The sequence below is a fragment of the Candidatus Binatia bacterium genome (genome assembly GCA_023150935.1).
Taxonomy (GTDB): domain Bacteria; phylum Desulfobacterota; class Binatia; order HRBIN30; family HRBIN30; genus JAKLJW01.
In genome coordinates, this window is record JAKLJW010000001.1 from 245082 (window position 1) to 266566 (window position 21485).

Annotated in this window: 16 protein-coding genes; 13 read left to right on the top strand and 3 right to left on the bottom strand. The window is 66.8% G+C overall.

From position 1 onward, the window contains the following. Positions 1-468 precede the first annotated feature (468 nt). The 6 genes from L6Q96_01065 to L6Q96_01090 all read left to right on the top strand — a co-directional run bounded on the left by L6Q96_01065 (position 469) and on the right by L6Q96_01090 (position 7248). Positions 469-1476, top strand: a complete 1008-nt coding sequence (locus L6Q96_01065; GenBank protein ID MCK6553166.1) for a hypothetical protein — start codon at positions 469-471, stop codon at positions 1474-1476. Beyond that, a complete protein-coding gene (locus tag L6Q96_01070) occupies positions 1473-2507 on the top strand; it encodes a methionine synthase (protein ID MCK6553167.1) in 1035 nt (344 codons plus the stop codon). Before L6Q96_01065 ends, L6Q96_01070 begins: the two co-directional genes overlap by 4 nt. Before the next feature lie 86 nt (positions 2508-2593). Beyond that, positions 2594-4003 (top strand): GMC family oxidoreductase, encoded by a 1410-nt coding sequence (locus tag L6Q96_01075; GenBank protein ID MCK6553168.1) that lies wholly within the window; start codon positions 2594-2596, stop codon positions 4001-4003. Further along, positions 4000-4413: a hypothetical protein gene (locus L6Q96_01080; protein ID MCK6553169.1), complete on the top strand. Its 414-nt coding sequence runs from the start codon at positions 4000-4002 to the stop codon at positions 4411-4413. The genes L6Q96_01075 and L6Q96_01080 overlap by 4 nt, the downstream gene beginning before the upstream one ends. 1 nt (position 4414) lies before the next feature. After that, positions 4415-5950 carry an aldehyde dehydrogenase family protein gene (locus L6Q96_01085; GenBank protein ID MCK6553170.1) on the top strand — a complete coding sequence of 512 codons (1536 nt, stop codon included), beginning with the start codon at positions 4415-4417 and terminating at the stop codon, positions 5948-5950. Between the two features lie 17 nt (positions 5951-5967). Further along, on the top strand, positions 5968-7248 hold the full coding sequence (locus L6Q96_01090; GenBank protein MCK6553171.1) for a 6-phosphofructokinase: 1281 nt from the start codon (positions 5968-5970) through the stop codon (positions 7246-7248). Positions 7249-7298: 50 nt separating this feature from the next. Here L6Q96_01090 and L6Q96_01095 read toward each other — a convergent pair whose 3' ends face one another. The 3 genes from L6Q96_01095 to L6Q96_01105 are packed head-to-tail and all read right to left on the bottom strand — an operon-like array spanning position 7299 to position 11307. Continuing rightward, positions 7299-8774 carry a M20 family peptidase gene (locus L6Q96_01095; protein ID MCK6553172.1) on the bottom strand — a complete coding sequence of 492 codons (1476 nt, stop codon included), beginning with the start codon at positions 8772-8774 and terminating at the stop codon, positions 7299-7301. A gap of 23 nt (positions 8775-8797) precedes the next feature. Next, complete coding sequence (pyrF, locus tag L6Q96_01100) at positions 8798-9592, bottom strand: orotidine-5'-phosphate decarboxylase (protein MCK6553173.1); 795 nt, start codon at positions 9590-9592, stop codon at positions 8798-8800. Continuing rightward, the gene (locus L6Q96_01105; protein MCK6553174.1) at positions 9589-11307 is read right to left on the bottom strand and encodes a proline--tRNA ligase; all 1719 of its coding nucleotides are present in this window, start codon (positions 11305-11307) and stop codon (positions 9589-9591) included. Before L6Q96_01105 ends, pyrF begins: the two co-directional genes overlap by 4 nt. Before the next feature lie 141 nt (positions 11308-11448). On the opposite strand from L6Q96_01105, the gene kdsB reads away from it, so the two are divergent. The 7 genes from kdsB to L6Q96_01140 all read left to right on the top strand — a co-directional run bounded on the left by kdsB (position 11449) and on the right by L6Q96_01140 (position 21378). After that, complete coding sequence (gene kdsB / locus L6Q96_01110; protein MCK6553175.1) at positions 11449-12180, top strand: 3-deoxy-manno-octulosonate cytidylyltransferase; 732 nt, start codon at positions 11449-11451, stop codon at positions 12178-12180. A gap of 17 nt (positions 12181-12197) precedes the next feature. Then, on the top strand, positions 12198-13850 hold the full coding sequence (locus tag L6Q96_01115; protein ID MCK6553176.1) for a CTP synthase: 1653 nt from the start codon (positions 12198-12200) through the stop codon (positions 13848-13850). A gap of 4 nt (positions 13851-13854) precedes the next feature. Next, positions 13855-14685, top strand: a complete 831-nt coding sequence (gene kdsA / locus L6Q96_01120) for a 3-deoxy-8-phosphooctulonate synthase (protein MCK6553177.1) — start codon at positions 13855-13857, stop codon at positions 14683-14685. A gap of 13 nt (positions 14686-14698) precedes the next feature. Then, entirely contained in the window at positions 14699-15682 is a 984-nt protein-coding gene (locus tag L6Q96_01125; protein MCK6553178.1) for a KpsF/GutQ family sugar-phosphate isomerase, read from the top strand. 4 nt (positions 15683-15686) lie between these two features. Further along, a complete protein-coding gene (locus tag L6Q96_01130) occupies positions 15687-16664 on the top strand; it encodes a lipid A biosynthesis acyltransferase (GenBank protein MCK6553179.1) in 978 nt (325 codons plus the stop codon). A 180-nt stretch (positions 16665-16844) separates the two neighbouring features. Then, the gene (locus L6Q96_01135; protein MCK6553180.1) at positions 16845-17834 is read left to right on the top strand and encodes a lysophospholipid acyltransferase family protein; all 990 of its coding nucleotides are present in this window, start codon (positions 16845-16847) and stop codon (positions 17832-17834) included. Positions 17835-18252: 418 nt separating this feature from the next. Next, entirely contained in the window at positions 18253-21378 is a 3126-nt protein-coding gene (locus tag L6Q96_01140) for a PAS domain S-box protein (protein ID MCK6553181.1), read from the top strand. The last annotated feature ends 107 nt before the right edge of the window (positions 21379-21485 follow it).

The following is a 21485-nucleotide window of genomic DNA, read 5'->3' on the forward strand; positions in this document are numbered from 1 at the left end:
GTATCCGCAGCCGCTCACACTTCGACAAGCTCACCCCTCGACAGGCCTGGCGCGGGCTGACGCCCGCAACCCAAAGCGAACAACCAGCCCGTTCGCCCCGAGTAGGAGCCCTTCCCCTGGGCTCCGTATCGAGGGGCGCGCCCGTGCCGAGCCTGTCCCTCGATACGCTGCCTGAGAAGACGGCGGCTACTCGGGACGAACGGCGGGGCACTGCCGTTCCATGGCCTGAAGATTTCTTCGCGCCGTGCGCGCAAACACGGAATTCGTGAAACAGGGTGAGCGGGTCGCATCATATAGAATACGTTGGCGAATTCATGAACCAGAGTACCGAGGCTCGCGGTCAACGTGGTGCCATGGAATTCGAAACAACCCCGTACGAGCGGGACTCGCGACCACAGTTGTACTCCCGACCGGCACGCCGGTCCCCCGCCGGGGAGACCAAACTTGCCGCTCCGTAACGTGCGGAGTATGCTCCGTCGACTCGGACCGATGGAGTTCATCGTTCACAATCACGGCAGCTATCCGCGCGTCGGCGACAAGCCCGGACAGCAGCGCCTGCGCCGCGCCGTTGCCGCGCACGAACGCGGCGAGCTCGACGATGCCGGCCTCGCCGCGGTGGAACGCGCCTGTATCGACGAAGTCCTGCATGAACAAGAGGCGGCCGGCGTCGATGTCGTTACGGACGGCCAGCTTCGCTGGGCCGATCCGGTATCGCACTTCATGGGGACGTTGGAGGGTGTGCGCCTCGACGGTCTGCTGCGGTTCTTCGATACCAATTGCTACTTCCGGCAACCGGTGGTCGTCGGGCCGGTGCGCGCGCGTGGCGCCGTGCTCGCCGGCGACTTCGTGCGGGCGCGCATGGCCGCGGCGCGGACGGTTAAGCCGGTACTTACCGGGCCTTACACCCTGGCACGGTTGGCCGTGCGCGAGGGCAGCGTGTACGCCAGCGTCGGCGCGCTGGCGCTGGCCCTGAGCGAAGCCCTGGTAACGGAGGTGGCCGCCCTGGCTGCCGCCGGCGCGACCGTTATCCAGATCGACGAGCCGGCCATCCTCGCGCACCCGGAGGACATCCGTCTCCTGCGCGAAGTGTGCGAGCCGCTGTGGGCCGCGCGCGGGGCGGCCGAGTTGGTGCTGGCAACCTATTTCGGCGACGCCGAGCCGCTGTATGCGCAGTTGAATTCCATCCCGGCCGACATCCTGGCGCTCGATCTTGCGTACGCGCCGGGCCTCGTCGAGGTCATTGCCGCCACCGGTGCGAGCAAGGAGATCGCGGCCGGGCTCGTCGACGCTCGCAGCACGCGCCTCGAGGACGCCGCCGCGGTGGCGGAGCGGGCGGCTCGTCTCCTGCGCCGCTATGTGCTCGACCGGCTGTACCTCATACCGTCTTGCGGTCTCGAGTACCTGCCCCGGGCGTACGCGCGGGCTAAGCTGGCGACCCTGGCTGACGCACGGGCGCAGCTTGCGAGGTCCGTGTGAATCGAGCGGTACTGGCCGATCTCGGCGTGCAGTTGCCGTTGTTGCCGGTGAGCCTGGTTGGCAGTCTGCCCAGGCCGCCCGAGCTTATCGCGGCGCGGGCGCGGTTCGCACGCGGCAATCTCTCCCAACGGGAGGTCGACGACCTGGCGGAGGAGGCGATCGTCTGGTGGCTGCGGCGTCAGGAGGAGGCGGGGCTCGATGTGCTCGTCGACGGCGAGGTTTACCGTGGCGACATGGTCGCCTACTTCGCCGACGCGCTCGACGGCATGGAGCTCGCCGGTCTGGTGCGTTCTTACGGCAACCGCTACTACCGCAAGCCGGTCATCCGCGGCCCGGTCCGCTGGGAGCAGCCGATTACGGTGGGGTGGTGGCGGTTCGCGCAGGGCCGTACGCGGCGGCCGGTCAAGGCGATCGTCACCGGACCGTACACGATGATGGACTGGTCTTTCGACGAGCACTACCCCGACCGCCGCTCGGCGTGCTTTGCCCTGGCCCAGGAGCTGCACAAGGAAGTCGAAGCGCTGGCCGCCGCCGGCGCGCGCATCGTTCAGATCGACGAACCGGCGCTCTCCGTGCGGCCGTCCGAGCTGCCGTGGATCGTCGAGGCACTGCACCGGTTGACCGATGGCATCCGCGCGTACTGGATCCTGCACGCCTGCTACGGCGCCTTCGAGACGGTCTACCCCGGCATGCTCGACCTTCCGGTGCACAATCTCGATCTGGCCATATCGCAGAGCGCCACCGATTGGATTGACATCTTTCGCCGGGATCGATTTACGAAGGACCTTTCGGTCGGAGTGGTGGACGTGCACTCGCGGGTGGCGGAAGCGGCGGACGTGGTGAGCCGGCGTCTCGATCGCGCCCTCGATCTGGTGCCCGCCGAGGCGCTGTGGGTGACGCCGGATTGCGGGCTGAAGACGCGGTTGGCCGACGAAGCCGTCGCGAAGATCGCGAGCATGGTGGCCGGTGCGCGGCAGGTGCGCGAGAAGCTGACCGGCTCGGGTGCGGCTTCCGGGGCGAGAGCGGGGTAATCCGCGATGGAGTTGTCGGGTCGCCACTGGCGTCCGGCTTGCGGAGGGCAGGCGCCGCCGGATGACGGCGGCGGTGCGGGAGGATCATGGGGAACGAAGCGAAGACGTACGACGCGATAATCGTCGGGGCCGGAACCTCGGGCTCCTGCGTGGCGAGCGCGTTGAGCGCGGCCGGGTTGCGCTGCCTCATCCTCGAGGCCGGCAAGCGATTTGCGCGGGACACCTATCCGCGCGCCGAACTCGACGCCAACTCGCAGCTCTACTGGGGCGGCGGGATCGAACTCAACACGGACGCGGACATCGGTTTTTTGCGTGCCCGTGTCGTCGGCGGCGGGTCGATCGTAAACCAGGCGCTGATGGATCGTTTCGACGACGTTGCCCTGGATTCGTGGCGGCAGCGCTCCGGCGTGCCGTTCTTTACCGGCGAGGCGATGGCTCCGTGGTACGACAAGGCCGAGAGCGAACTCTGCCTGCAGTACATCCCGACCGAGTACCGCAACCGCAACGCCCAGATTTTCGCCGAAGGTTTTGCCGCCAATGGGTACGTCTGCGCACCGCTGCGGCGGGCGCAGCGCGACTGCCGTTTTCAAGACGGCAACGACTGCATCGTGTGCCTCTCCGGATGCCCGATCGACAGCAAGCAGAGCATGCCGGTGACCGTGCTGCGCCGGGCGCTCGAGGCGGGCGCGGAGTTGCGCGCCGAGACCGAGGTGCTGCAGGTCGCCGAGGTCGACGGCGGCGTGACGGTCACGGCGCGTTCCGCCGGCAACGGCGAGGAGACCTATCGAGCCGGTGCCCTGGTGCTTGCCGGGGGTGCCATCGGGACTTCGAGCCTGTTGCTGCGATCGGGCTTTGCGGCGCGTTTGCCGCTGCTCGGCCGGAACTTCTACTCGCATCCCCAGTATATGCACCTGGCCGTCTACGACGATCCGGTGGACGCGCACAAAGGTCCGATGCAGTCGCTCAAGTCGGCGGACCCGAATTTCCGCCGTTACGGGTTCAAGCTCGAGAATGTCTACGCCCCGCCGGTCGCCATCGCCATGCTGTTGCCCGGATTCGGACACGCGCACCTCGAGCGGATGCGCCGGTTGCGGCAGTTCGCGTGCATAGAAGTCTCGGTGCGCGATCAGAATCCGGGCCAGGTCCGCGTCGACGGGCGCGGACAGACTGTTCTGGAGAAGCAACTCGACGGCGAAGACCGGGCCAGGCGCGACCGCGGCTTTGCCGCGGTACGCAACATCTTCCTGGCCACCGGGGCGCGCGAGATCGTCGAGGGCAGCTTCGGGATCAGTTTGCACCTGATGGGCGGGTGCAACATGGGGACCGACCCGGGGACCTCGGTGGTGTCCCCCGAGTTCAAGCTGCATGGCTGCAAGCGCATCTACGCCACCGACGGGAGCATTTTTCCGGACGCCCCGGGTATCAACCCGGCGCTGACGATCATGGCTCTGTCGTGGCGGGCGGGCGAACAGATCGTAAAGGACTTGCGTGCATGACGACGTCAAGGTGGCTGAGTGCGGGTCAGTTGCGCGGGCTGCGCAAGGTGGGGGACATCGTCATGCCCGGCAACGACGAGTTCCCTTCGTTTTCGCAAAGTGGCGCCATCGCTCACGTCGATCGCATGCTCGACTACGTGAAGGACTCCGATCGCGACGGTTTGCGACTGGTGTTCGGACTGTTTCGGGTACTGCCGGGACCGGCGGTACGGTCGATCCTGGCGCTGTCGGAGCGGCACCGCTGGCTGCCGGGCCCGTTGGGAGCGGCGGCCCGACAGATAAACCTCGGTGTCAAAGGGGTCGTGTTCACACTCTACTATTCTGACGTCGGGAGCGGACGGTCGATCCACGAGTTGATCGGCTACGATGCGAAGGTGATCGCCCCCGCGGTCCCGTCAGGTGAGGTCTGAGATGAGCTACGGATCTGCGGCTGTAGCCGAACAAGACGCTGCCGGCACGACTGGCGCGGTCGAGGTCTTCGAACGGGCGCGTGCGGGTGCCCGTTCGTTGAGGCGCTTGAGCGTGGCGGAGCGTGTCCGTCACATTGCGGCCCTGCGTGACGTTGTCCTGCGGCGCCGCGAGGAGATCGTCGACCGGATCCAGCAGGATACCGGGAAGACACGCTCGGACGCCCTGATCTCCGAGGTGTTCGGGGTTCTCGACAATCTCGCGTGGCTCGAGACGGCCGCCGTCAAGGCGCTGCGCGACCGCAAAGTGCACACGCCTCCGGCGTTGATGGGGAAGACGTCGTGGATCTGGTACGAGCCCCTCGGCACGATCCTGATCGTCTCGCCATGGAACTACCCCTTTTACCAGGCCCTGGTGCCGATTGCCGTGGCCGTCGTTACCGGCAACACGGTGGTGTACAAGCCGTCGGAATGGACGCCGTTGCGGGGGCTGGTCGAGGACCTGCTCGCCGAGGCGCAGTTCGCACCCAACTGGGTGCAGATTGCCTACGGTGACGGCCGGGTGGGTGCGGAACTGATCGACCAGCGGCCCGACAAGATCATGTTCACGGGGAGCACGCGCACGGGCCGCAAGATCCTCGCGCAGGCGGCCAACCACCTCGTCCCGGTCGAGCTCGAACTCGGCGGCAAGGACGCCATGGTGGTGTTTGCCGACGCCAACCTCGAGCGGGCCGCGGCGGGTGCGGCGTGGGGCGCTCTGACGAACACCGGGCAGTCGTGTACGTCGGTGGAGAGAATCTACGTGCAGGATGCCGTGTACCCGGCCTTCCGCGACGCGCTGGTCCGCGCCGTGCAACGCGTGAAGCAGGAGGTGGATCGGGACGGCGACGCGGACATCGGCGCAATGACGACTGATTTTCAGGTGCGCGTCGTGCGCGAGCAGGTCGAGGACGCCCGCCGCAAAGGGGCGCGATTTCTCACCGGCGAGTCCTGGGACGGAACCTCGCGATTGATTCCGCCCATGGTGGTCGACAACGTGAGCAGCGACATGCTGCTGATTCGCGAGGAGACGTTCGGGCCTTTGCTGCCGCTGGTGCCTTTCTCCGACGAGGCCGAGGCGATCCGTCTGGCGGAGGGTTCCGAGTACGGGCTTACCGCCAGTGTCTGGTCGAAGGATCTCGCACGGGCACGTCGCGTGGCGCGCGCCCTGCGTACCGGGGGGGTCTCGATCAACAACGTCATGGTCACCGAAGGCAACCCGGCGTTGCCGTTCGGCGGCGTCAAACAGAGCGGCTTCGGGCGGTACAAGGGCGAGGCCGGGTTGCACGCCTTCTGCAATCTGAAGTCGGTGATCGTCGACAAGGACAGCGGCAAGATCGAGGCCAACTGGTATCCGTACACGAGCGAGAAGTATCGGTTGTTCTCCGCGCTCACGGTCAGCCTGTTTGGGCGTGACCGGCTGTCCTTGCTCAAGTTCGCGCTGGCCGGCCTGCGTCTGGAGCGGTACTCGAAGACGGCGACGCGACGGGGCCGGGAGTAGCCCGAGAGGAGGGCGCGATGAGCAAGGAGAAGGCGGCGATCCTCGTTGGCGGCGGGCCGGCACCGGGCATCAACAGCGTGATCGGCGCGGCCACGATCCGCTACCTCGTCGAGGGCGTTGAGGTGGTCGGGCTCCGCGACGGGTTCGAATGGATCATGCAGGGCGACACGGGTCACGTGGTCCCGCTGTCGATCGAGCTCGTCAGCCGTATCCACTTCCGCGGCGGATCGTTCATCGGAATCTCGCGCGCCAACCCGACCAAGAACCCGGCGGACCTGGAGACCGCCGTCGCCACCTTGCAGAAACTCGGCGTAACGCAGCTGATCACCATCGGCGGCGACGACACGGCGTTTTCGGCGATGAAGCTGGCGGAGAAGTCGGCCGGGCGGTTGCGCGTCGTTCACGTTCCGAAGACCATCGACAACGACCTCGACCTGCCACCCGATATCGACACGTTCGGATTCCAGACCGCCCGCCATGTCGGCGTCGAACTGGTCAAGAACCTCATGGTCGACGCGCACACGACGACGCGCTGGTACATCGTCATTTCCATGGGCCGCAAGGCGGGGCATCTGGCGCTCGGCATCGGCAAGGCCGCCGGCGCCACGCTGACGCTGATCGGCGAGGAGTTCGGCCAGAAGGTCAGTTTGAAGACGATCGTCGACACGCTGGCGTGTGCGATCGTCAAGCGCCGGGCCGAGGGCCGCCGCGACGGTGTGGCCATCGTCGCCGAGGGGCTGGTGCTGGACATCGACCCCTCCGAGCTGTCGGATCTCAAGGACGTCGAGCGCGACGCGCACGGCAACATCCGCCTCGCCGAAATCGACATCGGGGAGATGCTCAAGAAGGCGGTTGTCGCTCGCCTCAAAGGGCTCAATATCAAGGCAACCGTGGTGTCCAAGAACATCGGCTACGAATTGCGCTGCGCCGATCCGATTCCGTACGACATGGAGTACACGCGCGACCTGGGCTACTGCGCCGCCAAGTACCTCCTCGACGGCGGCGACGCGGTGATGGTGTCGCTGCAGGGCGGGCACTTCGTGCCCATACCGTTCAAGCAGTTGTTGGACCCGAACACCGGACGCGCGAAGATCCGGCTCGTCGACATCCGATCGACACGCTACGCGATCGCGCGCCGCTACATGATCCGCCTGCGGCGCGATGACTTCGAAAGTCCGGACGGCCTGGAGAAAATTGCCCGAGCCACCGGACTCTCGGTCGAGGAGTTCACGCGCCAGTTCGGCTACCTCGTCGAGTCGGAGCCGCCGCCGCTCGTGTTGCAGCGGCCGGCGGGGTGAGAGGGGAGGAGCGCGCCCCTCGGGGCGGGCGAGTTCCGGCCGCCGCCTCGCTACCTCGCCCCGTCCCTTTTCCCGGCGGCATTCTGGATCAGCCGGGTCGTAAATGCGATCGCGCGAGCGTAGGCGTCGACGCCGATGCGTTCGTCGGTGCCGTGGACCCGCGCCCGGTCGGCATCGCCGGCCACTATCGGGAGGAACCGGTAGAGGTTGGGCGTGACGGCCGAATAGCTGCGCACATCGGTGCCGCCCACGGTCAGGTGGGGCGCGAACAACGCTTCGGGAAAGACCTCTGCTACGGTGCGTTGCAGTTGCGCGAAGGGAGGCGCGTCGACGGGCGACTCCGCCGTTGGCTCGCGGGCGCCGGGCAGGGTGGCGATCTCGATGCGCTCGTCGGCGACCACATGGCGGGTATGATCGATCACGTCCTGCACCGTGTCGCCCGGGAGGATGCGGAAGTTGACCACGGCCCGTGCTGCCGAGGGCAGGACGTTCTCCTTGACGCCGGCGTCGAGCATGGTCGGCGCCGTCGTCGTTCGCAGCATCGCGTTGGTGGCCGGGTTGGCGCTGAGTGCCCATTCGACGAGCGGGGCGAACAGCCACAGGTTGGCGAACGCGGCGCGTTGCGGCAGTGGCATTTCGGGTCCCAGGTAAGCGAACAGATCGTCGGTGACGCCGCGGAAATGGCGTGGCATCTGGCGATTCACGAGCCGCGTGATCGCCGCCGCAAGTACGCTCACGGCGGTATCGTCCGGCGGCACCGAGGAGTGCCCGCCGTGCGTTCTTGCGGTCAGCGCCAGCGTTACCGACCCCTTCTCGGCCGTTCCGACCACGGCCACCGGCCGGGGTAGATCGAGGCCGTCACCCAGAATCAGTCCGCCCTCATCGAGAGCGAACTCCGCTTGTACTCCGCGCGCCTCGAGCAGCTCGGCGATCTTCATGGCGCCGTCGTCGCCGCCGACCTCTTCGTCGTGTCCGAAGGCGAGGTAGACGGTGGCGTCGGGTTGGAACCCCTGCGCGAGCAGGAATTCGACCGCTTCGAGCGTACCGAGCAGCGACGCCTTGTCGTCGAGTGCCCCGCGGCCCCAGACGAACCCGTCGGCGATGACGCCCCCGAATGGGGGATGTGTCCAGTCCTTTTCGGTGCCCGGCTCCACGGGCACGACGTCCAGATGCGCAAGGAGCAGGATCGGCTGTCGCGCAGGGTCCTTGCCTGCCCAGCGGTACAGAAGCGAAAAGTCGCTCACCGTTTCGCGCGTGAGGTTGGCGTGAACCCGCGGGAAGCGTTCGGCCAGGTAGGTGTGGAGGGCCTTGAAAGCGGCCGGATCGAGCTGGGCCGGGTCCTGGTTCGAGACGGTCTTGAACTTCAGGGCGTCGGCGAGGCGTCGGGCGGCGGCATCCCGATCGATGTTCAACGGCGGTGCCGGTGAGACGGCGATCTGCCGGGAAGGAAACACCAGGGTGCGCACGGCTATCGCGGCCACGAGTGCGGCGATGCCCAGACACAGCAAGACGATAATGCGTCGCATGAGTACCCCCTGCCCGGTTCCGACTACCGGTTGCTCTCCTGGGTGCGAGGGCGGCGATCCGGGAGCCGCACGCCCCGTTCCATCGCGGCAACGATGTCGCGCGCGGCGGCCACGGGATCCGCGGCTTCGCGAATCGGCTGGCCGACGACGATATAATCGGCTCCCGCTTGCATGGCGGCCTCGGGCGTGTTGGCCCGTTTCTGATCGTCGAGGTCGTCGCCCTCCGTGCGGATGCCCGGAGTGACGATCAGGAATCCGCCGCCGCACGCCTTGCGGATCGGGCCGATCTCGAGCGGCGAGGCGACCACACCGTCCATGCTCGCCTCGCGGGCGAGGGTGGCGAGACGAACGACCTGGCTCTCGACCCCGCGCACTACCCCGACCCGCTTCAGATCGTCCCGATTCAGGCTGGTCAGAACGGTTACCGCGAGCACCTTGGGCCGGCGGATTCCCTCGGCGCGGCAGACCTTATTCACCTCCGACACCGTCCGTCGCATCATTTCGAGGCTGCCCGAGGCGTGGACGTCGAACATCCTGACGCCCATGCGGGTCGCCTCCGCGGCGGCCTTGGCGACGGTGCGCGGGATGTCGTGGAACTTGAGGTCGAGGAATACTTCGCCGCCGCGATCGCGGATCGCCCGCACGACCTGCGGCCCGGCGTGCAGGAAGAGCTGTTTGCCGACCTTGAACAGGCCGACCTCGCCGACCAGGGCGTTGACGAGGTGCATGGCCTCCTTAACCGAGGCGACGTCGAGAGCGAGGATCAGGCGGTTGCGCATGGCGCCGCGGCGCAACCCGAAGGGCCAGCGCAGGCTCATGGGTTCCGCTCGGCGCGCACGATCTCGGCGAGGCGGTCGACAGCGTCGGCGAGCGGCAGGTCGTGAGCCGCCGTCTCCGTCCGTCGCTTCAGTTCGACGCAGCCGCGTTGCAGGCTCTTCTGTCCGACCGTGACGCGCAGGGGCAGTCCGAGCAGGTCGGCGTCCTTGAACTTGATTCCCGGCCGTTCCTCGCGGTCGTCGAAAAGGACCTCGACCCCGGCCGCGCTCAGTCCCCGGTAGAGGTTTTCCGCGGCTTCCCGCAGCGGCGCTTCGCCGATGTTGACCGGCAGGAGATGGACGTGCGCGGGAGCGAGGGGCATGGGCCAGACGATGCCGTTGTCGTCGTGGTACTGCTCGACGGCGGCGGCCGCGGTGCGCGTGATGCCGATGCCGTAACAGCCCATTTCGAGCGGTCGTTCCTGACCCTGAGCATCGAGGAAGGTTGCCTTCATGGCGGCGGAGTACTTGGTGCCGAGGTAGAAGATGTTGCCGACTTCGATGCCGCGGTGGCCCGCGAACGTGCCCGCGGGGCAGCGCGGACAGGGGTCGCCGGCGCGCGCCAGACGCAGGTCGGCGAACTCGAGCGAGCCGAGGTCGCGGTCGACGTCGACGTCGACGAAGTGGTGGTCTTCCTCGTTGGCGCCGATCACGGCGCCGGTTAGACCGCGCACCCCCGTATCGGCCACGATGCGGCAGCGCAGGCCCAACGGTCCGGCAAAGCCCACCGCGGAACCGGTCGCCTGCTCGACCGTCGCGGCATCGGCAAGGGCAATCCAGGACGCCCCGAGGAAACTCTTGAGCTTGACGTCGCTGACCTCGTGGTCGCCGCGGCAGAGTACGGCGAGGGTCGCCCCGTCGCTGGTCACGTAGACCAGCGTCTTCACGAACCTTTCCGGCGGCATGGCCAGAAATCCAGCCACCTCGTCGATGGTCCGCTTCTCCGGGGTGCGCACCTTCTTCATTCCCGCGGTGGTCACCCGATGCGGCGGCGGTGCGTCGCCGACCTCGGCCTTCTCGACATTGGCGGCGTAGTCGCACCCGGTACAACTGACAATGGCGTCCTCGCCGGAGTCGGCCAGCACCTGGAACTCGTGGGCCTGGCGGCCGCCGATCGCGCCGGTGTCCGACTCGACCTGCCGCGTGGTCAGCCCACAGCGCTCGAAGATACGCCGGTACGTCGCCGCCATGTGCTGGTACTCGCGCCGGCAGTCCTCGATATCGGGGTGGAAGGAGTAGGCGTCCTTCATGATGAACTCGCGCCCGCGCATGAGGCCGAAGCGCGGTCTCACCTCGTCGCGGAACTTGACCTGGATCTGGTAGAGGTTGAGCGGCAGGTCGCGGTAGGAGCGGATTTCCCGTCGGACAATGTCGGTAACGATCTCCTCGTGCGTGGGGCCGAAGCAGAAGTCGCGGTCGTAGCGGTCTTTCATGCGCAGCAGCTCTTTGCCGTACTGATCCCAGCGACCGCTTTCGATCCAGAGTTCGGCGGGGCAGATCGCCGGCATCAGGATCTCCTGCGCGCCGGCACGGTTCATTTCGGCCCGCACGATGTCCTCGACCTTGCGCACGACCCGCAGGCCGAGCGGGAGGAAGTCGTAGATGCCGCGCGCGACCTGGCGGATCATGCCGGCGCGCACCATGAGCTTGTGACTCACGACTTCGGCGTCGGCGGGGTCTTCCTTGAGGGTCGGAATGAGTGTCTGTCGGTAGCGCACGCGTCGATTCCGGCGAATGGTGCGCGGACCTTAGTTGCCGGTTCTATTGAGGTCAAGCAGGGCGGTCGGAGGCGCGGTTGCTTTGGCAGAGTGCTCTGATATACAGCGGTAAGCTCTTCTTGGCTTGCCGTTTCCTCGCATATGGGCTCGAGTGTGGTTGCCATTGTACCGGCGCGCTTTGAGTCCACCCGTCTCCCCGGAAAGCCATTGGCCGTGATCGCCGGAAAGCCGATGGTACAACATGTCTACGAGCGCACCTGTGCGGTGCGCGGTGTCGACCGGACGCTGGTGGCGACCGACGACGAACGGGTCGCGGCGGCGGTGCGCGCCTTCGGGGGCGAGGTGGTCATGACCCGGGCCTCGCATCCGTCCGGCACGGATCGCATCGCGGAGGTGGCCGAAGCGTTGTCGGCCGAGGTGGTCGTGAACGTGCAGGGCGACCTGCCGTTCCTCGATCCCGCCATGGTCGACGCGGCGATCGCTCCGGTGGTGACGGACGATACGCTGCCGATGGCGACGGTAAAGACCGCCATTCGTTCGCGAGCCGAGATGGACAATCCGAACGTCGTCAAGGTGGTTACCGCCCGCAACGGCGACGCCCTGTACTTCTCGCGCAGCCCGTTGCCATACTGGCGCGCGGCGGCCGGCGCGGAACTTGGCTTCCGCCACATCGGCCTGTACGTCTATCGGCGGGCTTTCCTGCTCCGCTTCGCTCGACTCGCGCCGACGCCGCTGGAGCAGGCTGAGAAACTCGAACAACTGCGGGCTTTAGAGTGGGGTTATCGGATTCGGGTCGAGGAGACGGGTTGGGACGGCATCGAAGTGGACACGCCCGAGGACCTCGAACGGGCCCGGGCGCTGACGGCGGCATAGAGCCGGGGAGGGCGGGGATGGCGAACGATCAGAATCGCACCAAGTTCATTTTCGTTACGGGCGGCGTCGTGTCGTCGATCGGCAAGGGGCTTGCCTCGGCCTCGATCGGCGCCCTGCTGGAAAGCCGCGGTTTGAAGGTCACCATCGTCAAGATGGACCCGTACATCAACGTCGACCCCGGCACGATGAGCCCCTTCCAGCACGGCGAGGTATTCGTCACCGACGATGGCGCCGAAACCGACCTCGACCTCGGTCATTACGAGCGTTTCCTGACTTCGCGCATGAGTCAGAAGAACAATTTCACCACCGGCCAGGTCTACGACCGCGTCATCGCCATGGAGCGCCGCGGCGAGTATCTGGGTGGGACCGTGCAGGTCATTCCGCACATTACCGACGAGATCAAACGGCGCATCATGGAGGCCGCCGAAGGGTACGACATCTGTATCGGCGAGGTCGGCGGCACCGTCGGCGACATCGAAGGGTTGCCGTTCCTCGAAGCGATCCGGCAGGTGCGCGGCGATCGCGGCCGCGAAAACGTGCTCTACGTCCACATTACGCTCCTGCCGTACATCAGCGCCGCCGGCGAGGTGAAAACCAAACCCACCCAGCACTCGGTCAAGGAACTCACCGGACTCGGAATCCAGCCGTCCATCCTGTTGTGCCGGACCGACCGTCCGCTCGACGCCAAGATCAAGTCGAAGATTGCCCATTTCTGCAACGTCGACGAGAACTGCGTCATCACGGCGCGCGACGTCGACTGCATCTACGAGGTGCCCGGCCTTTTCCACGACGAGGGACTCGACGATCGCGTCGTCGAGAAGCTCAACATCTGGACCGGGGCGCCGAACCTCGGCAAGTGGGCCAAGGTAGTGCAAACCGTCAAGCACCCGCGCGAGACGGTGCGGATCGCCGTCGTAGGCAAGTACGTGAACCTGGCCGATTCGTACAAGAGCCTTTACGAGGCCCTCGTGCATGGCGGTATCGCCAACGAGTGCAAGGTGGAGGTCGAGTACGTCGATTCCGAGAAGATCGATCCCGACGACCTGCCCGACGGCCTCGAGCGGGCCGACGGGGTGCTGGTGCCGATGGGATTCGGCCCGCGCGGCACGGAGGGCAAGATCGCCTCGGTGCGGCTGGCGCGCGAGGCTCGCATCCCGTTTCTCGGTATCTGCTTCGGCATGCAGATGGCGGTCATCGAATTCGCACGCCACGTCTGCGGCCTGACCGGGGCCAACTCCTCCGAAGTCGACGAGCAGACGCCGCACCCCGTCATTCACCTCATGTCCGGCCAGCGCGCCGTCACCAGAAAGGGCGGCACGATGCGCCTCGGCGCCTATGCGTGCGTGCTGCGGGAGGATTCGCTGGCGTTTCGGGTCTACGGGAAACGCAAGATCTCCGAACGCCATCGCCATCGCTACGAAGTGAACAACGACTACCGCGAGACGCTGTCGCGCCACGGCCTGGTGCTGAGCGGCCTGTCGCCGGACGAAGAACTGGTCGAGGTGGTCGAGCTGCCCGATCATCCGTTCTTCCTCGCCAGTCAGTTCCATCCGGAGTTCAAGTCCCGACCCCTCGACTGCCACCCGATGTTTCGGGGTTTCGTCAAGGCGGCCCTGCAACACAAGGCGGACACGGCGCGCGCGCCGCTGCTGAGCGCGGTGTCGCGGTAGGCGCATGCCGCGCACGCGCGAGGTGTCCATCGGCGGCGTGCACGTCGGCGGCGGCAGGCCGCTGGCGTTCATCGGCGGTCCGTGCGTGATCGAGAGCCGCGACCACGCCCTGCGGCACGCGGCGGCGCTGACCGCCATGGCCCGCCGTTTGGGCGTGCCGTTCGTCTACAAGTCGTCGTTCGACAAGGCGAACCGCACCTCGAGTGCGTCGTATCGCGGTCCCGGCCTCGACGCCGGCCTCGATATTCTCGCGGCCGTGAAACGCGAGACCGGCACGCCGGTGCTGACCGATGTACACGAGCGCGGGCAGGCGCGGGTCGCCGCGGCGGTGGTTGACGTGCTGCAGATTCCCGCCTTCCTGTGCCGGCAGACCGATTTCCTCGAGGATGTGGCGCGGGCGGGAAAACCCGTGAACGTCAAGAAAGCGCAGTTCCTGGCGCCCTGGGACATGGGCAACGTTATCGAGAAGCTGGCGGCAACCGGGAACGAGCAACTGCTGGTCAGCGAGCGCGGCGCCACCTTCGGGTATAACAACCTCGTTGCCGATATGCGTTCGCTGGTGGCGCTGCGCGAGTTTGGCTACCCGGTCGTGTTCGACGCCGGCCACAGCGTGCAGCTTCCGGGGGGACTGGGCACGGCCTCGGGGGGGCAGCGACAGTACATTGCGCCGCTGGCGCGCGCGGCGGTTGCGGTCGGCGTCGATGCACTGTTCCTCGAAGTCCACGAGGACCCCGAGCGCGCGCTCAGCGATGGGCCGAACTCTTACCGGCTCGACGAGGTCGAGACCCTGCTGCGGGAGCTGATCCGCATCGATGCGGCGGTCAGGAAAAGCTGAGCGTCCGCCGGCGGTGACGCGTCGAGGGCGCGCGAGTGCCGCCGTGCAGGGGGCGCGCCGCGTACTCGCCATCGAGGCGGCGGCAATAGCGGCCGTGGCCCGTCGGCTCGATGTCCGATTCGACCGTGCCATCGATACTCTGGCGGCGTGCCGGGGCAAGGTCATCGTCACCGGCCTCGGCAAGACGGGCATCGTCGGGCGCAAGCTGGCGGCGACCCTGGCGAGCACGGGCACGCCGTCGATCTTCTTGCACGCCGCGGAGGCGGTGCACGGCGATTCGGGAGTGTTTACGCGCGGCGACGCGGTGATCGCGGTGTCGTCGAGCGGCGCCTCGGACGAGATCGTCCGCATACTGCCATTGCTGAAACGCCTCGATCTGCCGCTGGTGGCGATAACGGGAAACGTCGGATCGCCGCTGGCGACGGCGGCGACGGTTGTGCTCGACGTGTCGGTGGCGGAAGAGGCGTGCCCGCTGGGCCTGGCGCCGACGGCGAGCACGACCGCGATGCTCGCCCTCGGCGATGCGCTGGCCATTGCGCTCCTCGAACGCAAAGGCTTCGGGGCGCGCGACTTTGCGGTGTTGCACCCGGCCGGCGCGCTCGGTCGTCGCTTTCTGAGCGTTGCCGACTTGATGCACACGGGCGCTGCGGTTCCCGCGGTCGGCGCGGGCGCGACATTTCAGGAAACGCTGATGGAGATTACCGGCAAACGGCTCGGGGTTACCGCGGTCGTCGATGCCGGCGGGGCGCTGCTCGGGGTGATTACCGACGGCGATTTGCGCCGCGCCCTCGAACGGTTGCCGGACGTGCGGGCGGCGCGCGCCGGCGAGGTCATGACCCGCAATCCCAAGACCATTGCGGGGAGCGCCCTGGCGGCCGAGGCGGTCGCCGTGATGGAACGGCACAGCATTACGTCGCTGTTCGTGCTCGACGAGCGGAGCCGGACGCCGCTCGGCGTGATTCATCTACACGACTTGCTGAAGGCACGCGTGGTCTGATTCCGTGTCGGGTCGTTGGCGTCGCTTCTACAAGGGTTCGCCGCGACTGCGGCGGCTGTCGCGTCGCGCCAAGGATGCGGCGTTGCTGGCGGCGGTGCGCTGCGGACTCTGGGCCGGCCGCCAACTGGGACTCGAACGCGCGTTGGCCGCCGCCGACCTTGTCGGCGGATTACTGTATCGGTTTCTCGGGCCGCCGCGGCGTCTGGCGCTGGCGCACATCGAGCTGGTTTATGGCGATACCCTGTCGGCATCTGCGCGGGAGGCGCTGGCGCGAGCCGCCTTCGTGAATGTCGCCCGCTGTTTCATGGAGATCGTCAAGATCGACGAGATCCGCCGCCGGGCGGCCGAGTATGTCGAGATCGAGGGCCTCGAGGTTCTGCAGGAAATGGTGGCCAGCGGACAGGGCGGCCTGATCGTCACCGGACATATCGGCAACTGGGAGTTGCTGGCGGCCTACTGCTCCTGGCGTGGCATTCCCGTTGCGGCGGTAGCGCGGCGGATTTACGTGGGCGGACTCAACGATCTACTGGTCGAATATCGTGCCCGGCAGGGGGTCGAGACGATCCTGCGAGAGAGCCCGCAGGCCGCCCGGCAATTGCTGCGAACGATCAAGCGCGGAGCGGTCCTCGCCATGCTGATCGATCAGGACACGAACGTGCCGTCGGTGTCGGTGCCGTTTCTGGGGCGGAGCGCAAGAACCCCCGCCGGGGCGGCGACGTTTGCGCTGCGGCGACGCGAGTTGCGCGTGGCTGCCGCGTTCATCGAGCGACGGCCGCGGGGTGGGCATCGGATTACCATCCGGCCACCGTTCGAGAAGCCGCACAGCGGCGACCGGACCGAGGACATTCGGTCTCTGACGCGGGTGTTCAATGCCGCCCTCGAAGAGCAGATTCTGCGCCATCCGACGGAGTGGGTTTGGTGGCACCGGCGCTGGCGTAATCGGCCGCGGCCCCGGATTGATCTGGATGCCGAGGTCGCTTAGTGGTGATCGGTGCAATTACGATGATGTATTTAGTCCGACGGTTTCCGTTCGCCTCGAGTAGCCCCGTTTTTTTCAGGGGCGTATCGAGGGGCCAGCCTGGCGAGTGGCTTTGCGGCCGCACCCCTCGATACGCCGCCGGAGAGATGGCGTTGCTCGGGGCGAACGGAATAGGTTGCCGGATTGAACGTACCCGTGTCGACTCCGGCGGTTAACGGCGGCGCGGCCGAGGCGGCGATATCGCGCGACCCGGTGCGCCCGCAGCACTTCAGGCACGTCGTCGAGTACACCGTGTTTCGGGCCGCGGTCGCGTTGTTCGCCGCCCTGCCGCGAACCTGGGCGCTGCGCCTCGGTGCCTGTCTCGGAGATGTGTTCTACGTCCTCGACCGGCGTGACCGCCGCGTCGCCCTGGAAAACCTCAGGCTCGCATTCCCGGAGAAGTGCGCCGCCGAGCATCGGCGCATCCTGCGCGTCAGTTGCCGCAATCTCGGTCGCGTCGGCGCCGAGTTCTGTCACCTGCCGTCGCTCGACGCCGCCGCGCTCCGGAGGGTGGTCGAGCTGGACGACGCCGACCGTGCGACTGCGGAACGGGTCTTCAATAGCGGCCGTGGCGCGGTGATCGTCAGCGGCCACGTCGGCAACTGGGAGCTGCTCGCCTACGCCTTCGCCCTGCTCGGGTACCCGGTCACCCTGGTGCACCGGCCCATGCACAACGCCCGTGTCGACGCCTTCGTTTCCGCGCTGCGGACCCGGCCGGGTACGCGCAACATACCCAAGAAGTCGGCGGCCAAGGAGGTCATCAGAACGCTGAAACGCGGCGGGATAGTGGTGATCCCGTCGGATCAGAACCAGACCCGCAGCTTCGGCGTGTTCGTGAACTTCTTCGGCAAGGCCGCGTGTACGTCACCCGGGGCGGCGCGGCTGGCGATGCTGACGGGCGCCCCGGTGTACCCGGTGTTCCTGGTGCGCGACGGCGAGACCGGCCGCCACCACGTCGAGGTGCTGCCCGAAGTGCCGATGGTAGACACCGGAGACCGCGAGGCCGATATCGTCGCCAACACGCAGCGTTGCAGCGATGCGATCGAAGCCATGATCCGCCGCTACCCGGAGCAGTGGATCTGGTTTCACAAGCGCTGGAAGACCCGCCCCGCGGGAGAGACGCGACGAGCGTGAGCAACGACGTCGCCGGGGCAACGTCATATGTAGGGGCACGTTGCAACGTGCCCGTCGGGATGTGCTGCGCGCTGTCCGGGCGGTAGGGGCACGTTGCAACGTGCCCCTACATGACGACATGACGTTGCAACGAGATAGGGGGCACGTTGCAACGTGCCCCTACGCGATGGACCCGCAGGTGGCGGCGGGCACGGGGGTCGGGCCCTACCCGGGATGTCGCCGTCGCCCCCCTGTTATTGGACTGACGGTTCGCGTGTTTCGTCATCCAACGAACGCGGGGGGGCGGCGGGCTATATACGCCTGAATGCCTGGTGTGCTGGCACGCCACTTGCGTTGCGATTTGTCCGTGCCAGACAAGGGGTGCCGAGCGAGCCCAATGATTTCGCAAACTACTCCACGATCGGAGACCTCCACATCTGTGCGTCCTCCGCCCGGTCTGTTCGGGGCCATCCTGGCGATCGTGTTCGTTGCCGAACTGGTTGTCATGGCGGGTCTGGCGGCCGTCCAGCCGGCGCTCGATCCATGGTTGGAGGCCGTGGCCGATGCGAGCTTGTTGGCGGTTGCGAGCGCACCGCTGGTCTGGTGGGTCATCGTCCGTCCGATTCGGCTGGGCAGTGTCGCGGATCGCGTCACCTACTCGGCCATCCTCAATGGTACCACCGACGGGATCGTCTTCGTTGACGAGCGCGGTATTATCGAGGTGTTTAACCCCGCGGCCGAGCGACTGTTCGGGTATCCGGCGAGCGAGGCGGTCGGGAAGAAGGTGAACGTCTTGATGCCGTCGCCGCACCGGGAGGCCCATGACGGCTACATCGCCAACTACTGGCTAACCGGCGAGAGCGACGTCATTGGCGGATGCCGCGAGGTGGTCGGACAGAGGAAAGACGGCACGGTGGTCCCGGTCGAGTTGAGCGTGAGCCTCCACCGGGTCAACGGCCGGCGGTTTTTCACTGCGGTCGTACGTGACGTTACGGAACGTAAGCGGGTCGAGGATGCCCTGCGGGAGAGCGAGGCGCGCTTCCGTGGGGCCTTCGATGCGGCCGCAATTGGAATGGCGCTGGTGTCGCTCGAGGGCCGGTGGCTTCAAGTCAATGCGGCGCTGTGCCGAATCGTCGGCTACTCGGCGAACGAACTGCTGGCCACGAACTTCCAGTCGATCACCCACCCGGGCGACCTGGAGACCGACCTCGACGCTCTACGCCGCCTCTCGGCCGGGGAGATCGACACGCACGGAACCGAGAAACGGTATATTCACAAGTCCGGGCGCGCCGTCACGGTACGTCTGAGCGTGTCGCTGGTCCGCGGTTTCGCCGGACGACCCCTCTACTTCGTTACGCAGATCGAGGACGTGACCGAACGCAAACGGGCCGAAGACGAATCCCGTCTCCTCCAGGCGATCATGCTGGGCATCGACGAGGTCGACGGCGTTAAGTCCGCGTTCGACGCCGTGCTCCGCCATATCTGCCAGGATACGGAATGGGTGTGTGGAGAAGCCTGGGTTCCGACCTCCGACGGAACAGTCCTCGAACGTGCGGCCGCATGGTACCGCACGATCGCCGATCTGGATGGCTTCTTCGTAGCAGGCAAGTCGTTTACATTCGCGCGCGGGGTGGGTCTGCCCGGTCGGGTGTGGCTGTCGAAAGGGGCGGTATGGATTCGCGACGTGACGTCGGACCCGAACTTCCCGCGGGCCGCACATGCGTTGCGGGCGGGCCTGCGGTGTGCCGTCGGCATTCCCGTCCTTACCGGTGGGCAGGTCGTTGCGGTGCTGACGTTTCATATGCGCGAGGCCCGGGAGGAAGACGAGCGTCAGGCGCGGCTTATCGCCGCGGTTGCCGCCCAACTCGGCGGTACCATTCGGCGCAAGCAAGCGGACGCGGCGCTGCGTGCGAGCGAAGAGCGCACCCGTTCGATCATCGACAACGCGCTCGACGCGTTCATCGGCATCGAGGACGACGGTCGGATCAGTGGCTGGAACCGCCAGGCCGAAAGCGTTTTCGGCTGGCAGCGTGACGAGATAATCGGGCGCACCCTCGAAGAAACCGTCATCCCGCCGCAATACCGGCAGGCGCACAGGAGCGGATTACAGCGTTTCGCGGCGACCGGCGAGGGCGAGGTGCTGAATCGGCGGATCGAGATCGCCGCATTGCACCGCGACGGGCACGAATTTCCCGTCGAGCTGTCCATGTGGCCGGTACGACTCGGAGAGACGTTGACGTGCAGCGCCTTTCTCCGCGACATCACCGAGCGAAAACGCGCCGAAGCGGAGTTGCAGCAGGCCAAGCAGGCCGCCGAAGTCGCCGATCGAGCCAAGAGCGAGTTCCTGGCCAACATGAGTCACGAAATCCGCACGCCGATGAACGGTATCGTCGGGGCAACCGAGCTGGTGCTCGATACGCCGCTTGCCGCGGAGCAACGCGAGTACCTCGACATCGTGAGATGCTCGGCCGATTCGCTCCTTACGGTTATCAACGACATTCTGGACTTCTCCAAGATCGAAGCCGGAAAGCTCGAGTTCGAGCAGATCGATTTCGGTCTGCGCGACTGCCTCGAGGAGACGATCCGGGTGGCGGCGGTTTTCGCACGTCAGAAGAGCCTTGCCCTTGGAGTCGACGTAAGCCCGCAGGTGGGGGATGCTCTGGTGGGCGATCCGGGCCGTCTGCGGCAGGTCCTTACCAACCTCGTGGGCAATGCCATCAAGTTCACCGAGCGGGGCGAGGTGGCCGTGAGCGTCGACGTTGCCGCTCGCGCGGCGGCATCTGCGGACCGGGGCGATGAAGAGGGATGCCGAGCCGAATCGGATTGCGAACCCGGCATCGAGCTGCATTTCGCGGTTCGCGACAGCGGGATCGGGATCGCTCCCGACCGGCAACAGGCGGTGTTCAACGCTTTCGAACAGGGGGACGGTTCGACCGCGCGGAGGTACGGCGGGACGGGTCTGGGGCTGGCGATCTCCGCAAAGCTGGTGCGCATGATGGGTGGCCGTATGTGGGTGGAGAGCGACGTCGGCCGCGGCAGCACGTTCCATTTCACCGCGCGCTTCGGCGTGCAGCCCGCGGAGCGCGCGGCAATTGCGCGCGGACGTCCGTCGAAGTCCGGACTCCGCGGTCCGTGGGGTCCGCTCAAGATCCTGCTTGCCGAGGACAACGCGGTGAACCAGAAGTTGGTGACGCGCTTGCTGGAGAGAGGGGGGCACACGGTGAACGTGGCCGGCAATGGCCACGAGGTTCTGGCGGCGTTGCAGAAGGAGCGATTCGACGTGGTTCTAATGGACGTCCAGATGCCGGAAATGGACGGCTTCCAAACGACCGCAGAAATTCGGCGGCGCGAGCTCGAGCCGGGCGGCGGGGCGCACTCGGGACTGGCTGGCATGCACATGCCGATCGTCGCCATGACCGCCCATGCGATGAAAGGCGACCGCGAGCGTTGCCTCGAGGCGGGAATGGACGGTTATGTCGCCAAACCGGTTCGGGCGGCGGAGTTGTTCGCGGCGATCGACGACCTGCTCTCGGCGCGGCGCGCCGCCGCTGCGCCGGCCGCCTGATGCGGTGGCGCTTCACGTCCCGAGTTCTTCTCAGCGCGGGCTTCGCCAGCAACCCAAAGCGAACAACCAGCCCGTTCGCCCCGAGTAGGAGCCCTTCCCCTGGGCTC

Excerpts from the sequence above, each read along its gene's own strand:
- L6Q96_01065 (MCK6553166.1), top strand. The coding sequence starts at position 469 with ATGCTCCGTCGACTCGGACCGATGGAGTTCATCGTTCACAATCACGGC.
- L6Q96_01075 (MCK6553168.1), top strand. The coding sequence starts at position 2,594 with ATGGGGAACGAAGCGAAGACGTACGACGCGATAATCGTCGGGGCCGGA.
- L6Q96_01080 (MCK6553169.1), top strand. The coding sequence starts at position 4,000 with ATGACGACGTCAAGGTGGCTGAGTGCGGGTCAGTTGCGCGGGCTGCGC.
- L6Q96_01085 (MCK6553170.1), top strand. The coding sequence starts at position 4,415 with ATGAGCTACGGATCTGCGGCTGTAGCCGAACAAGACGCTGCCGGCACG.
- L6Q96_01090 (MCK6553171.1), top strand. The coding sequence starts at position 5,968 with ATGAGCAAGGAGAAGGCGGCGATCCTCGTTGGCGGCGGGCCGGCACCG.
- L6Q96_01095 (MCK6553172.1), bottom strand. The coding sequence starts at position 8,774 with ATGCGACGCATTATCGTCTTGCTGTGTCTGGGCATCGCCGCACTCGTG.
- pyrF (MCK6553173.1), bottom strand. The coding sequence starts at position 9,592 with ATGAGCCTGCGCTGGCCCTTCGGGTTGCGCCGCGGCGCCATGCGCAAC.
- kdsB (MCK6553175.1), top strand. The coding sequence starts at position 11,449 with ATGGGCTCGAGTGTGGTTGCCATTGTACCGGCGCGCTTTGAGTCCACC.
- L6Q96_01115 (MCK6553176.1), top strand. The coding sequence starts at position 12,198 with ATGGCGAACGATCAGAATCGCACCAAGTTCATTTTCGTTACGGGCGGC.
- kdsA (MCK6553177.1), top strand. The coding sequence starts at position 13,855 with ATGCCGCGCACGCGCGAGGTGTCCATCGGCGGCGTGCACGTCGGCGGC.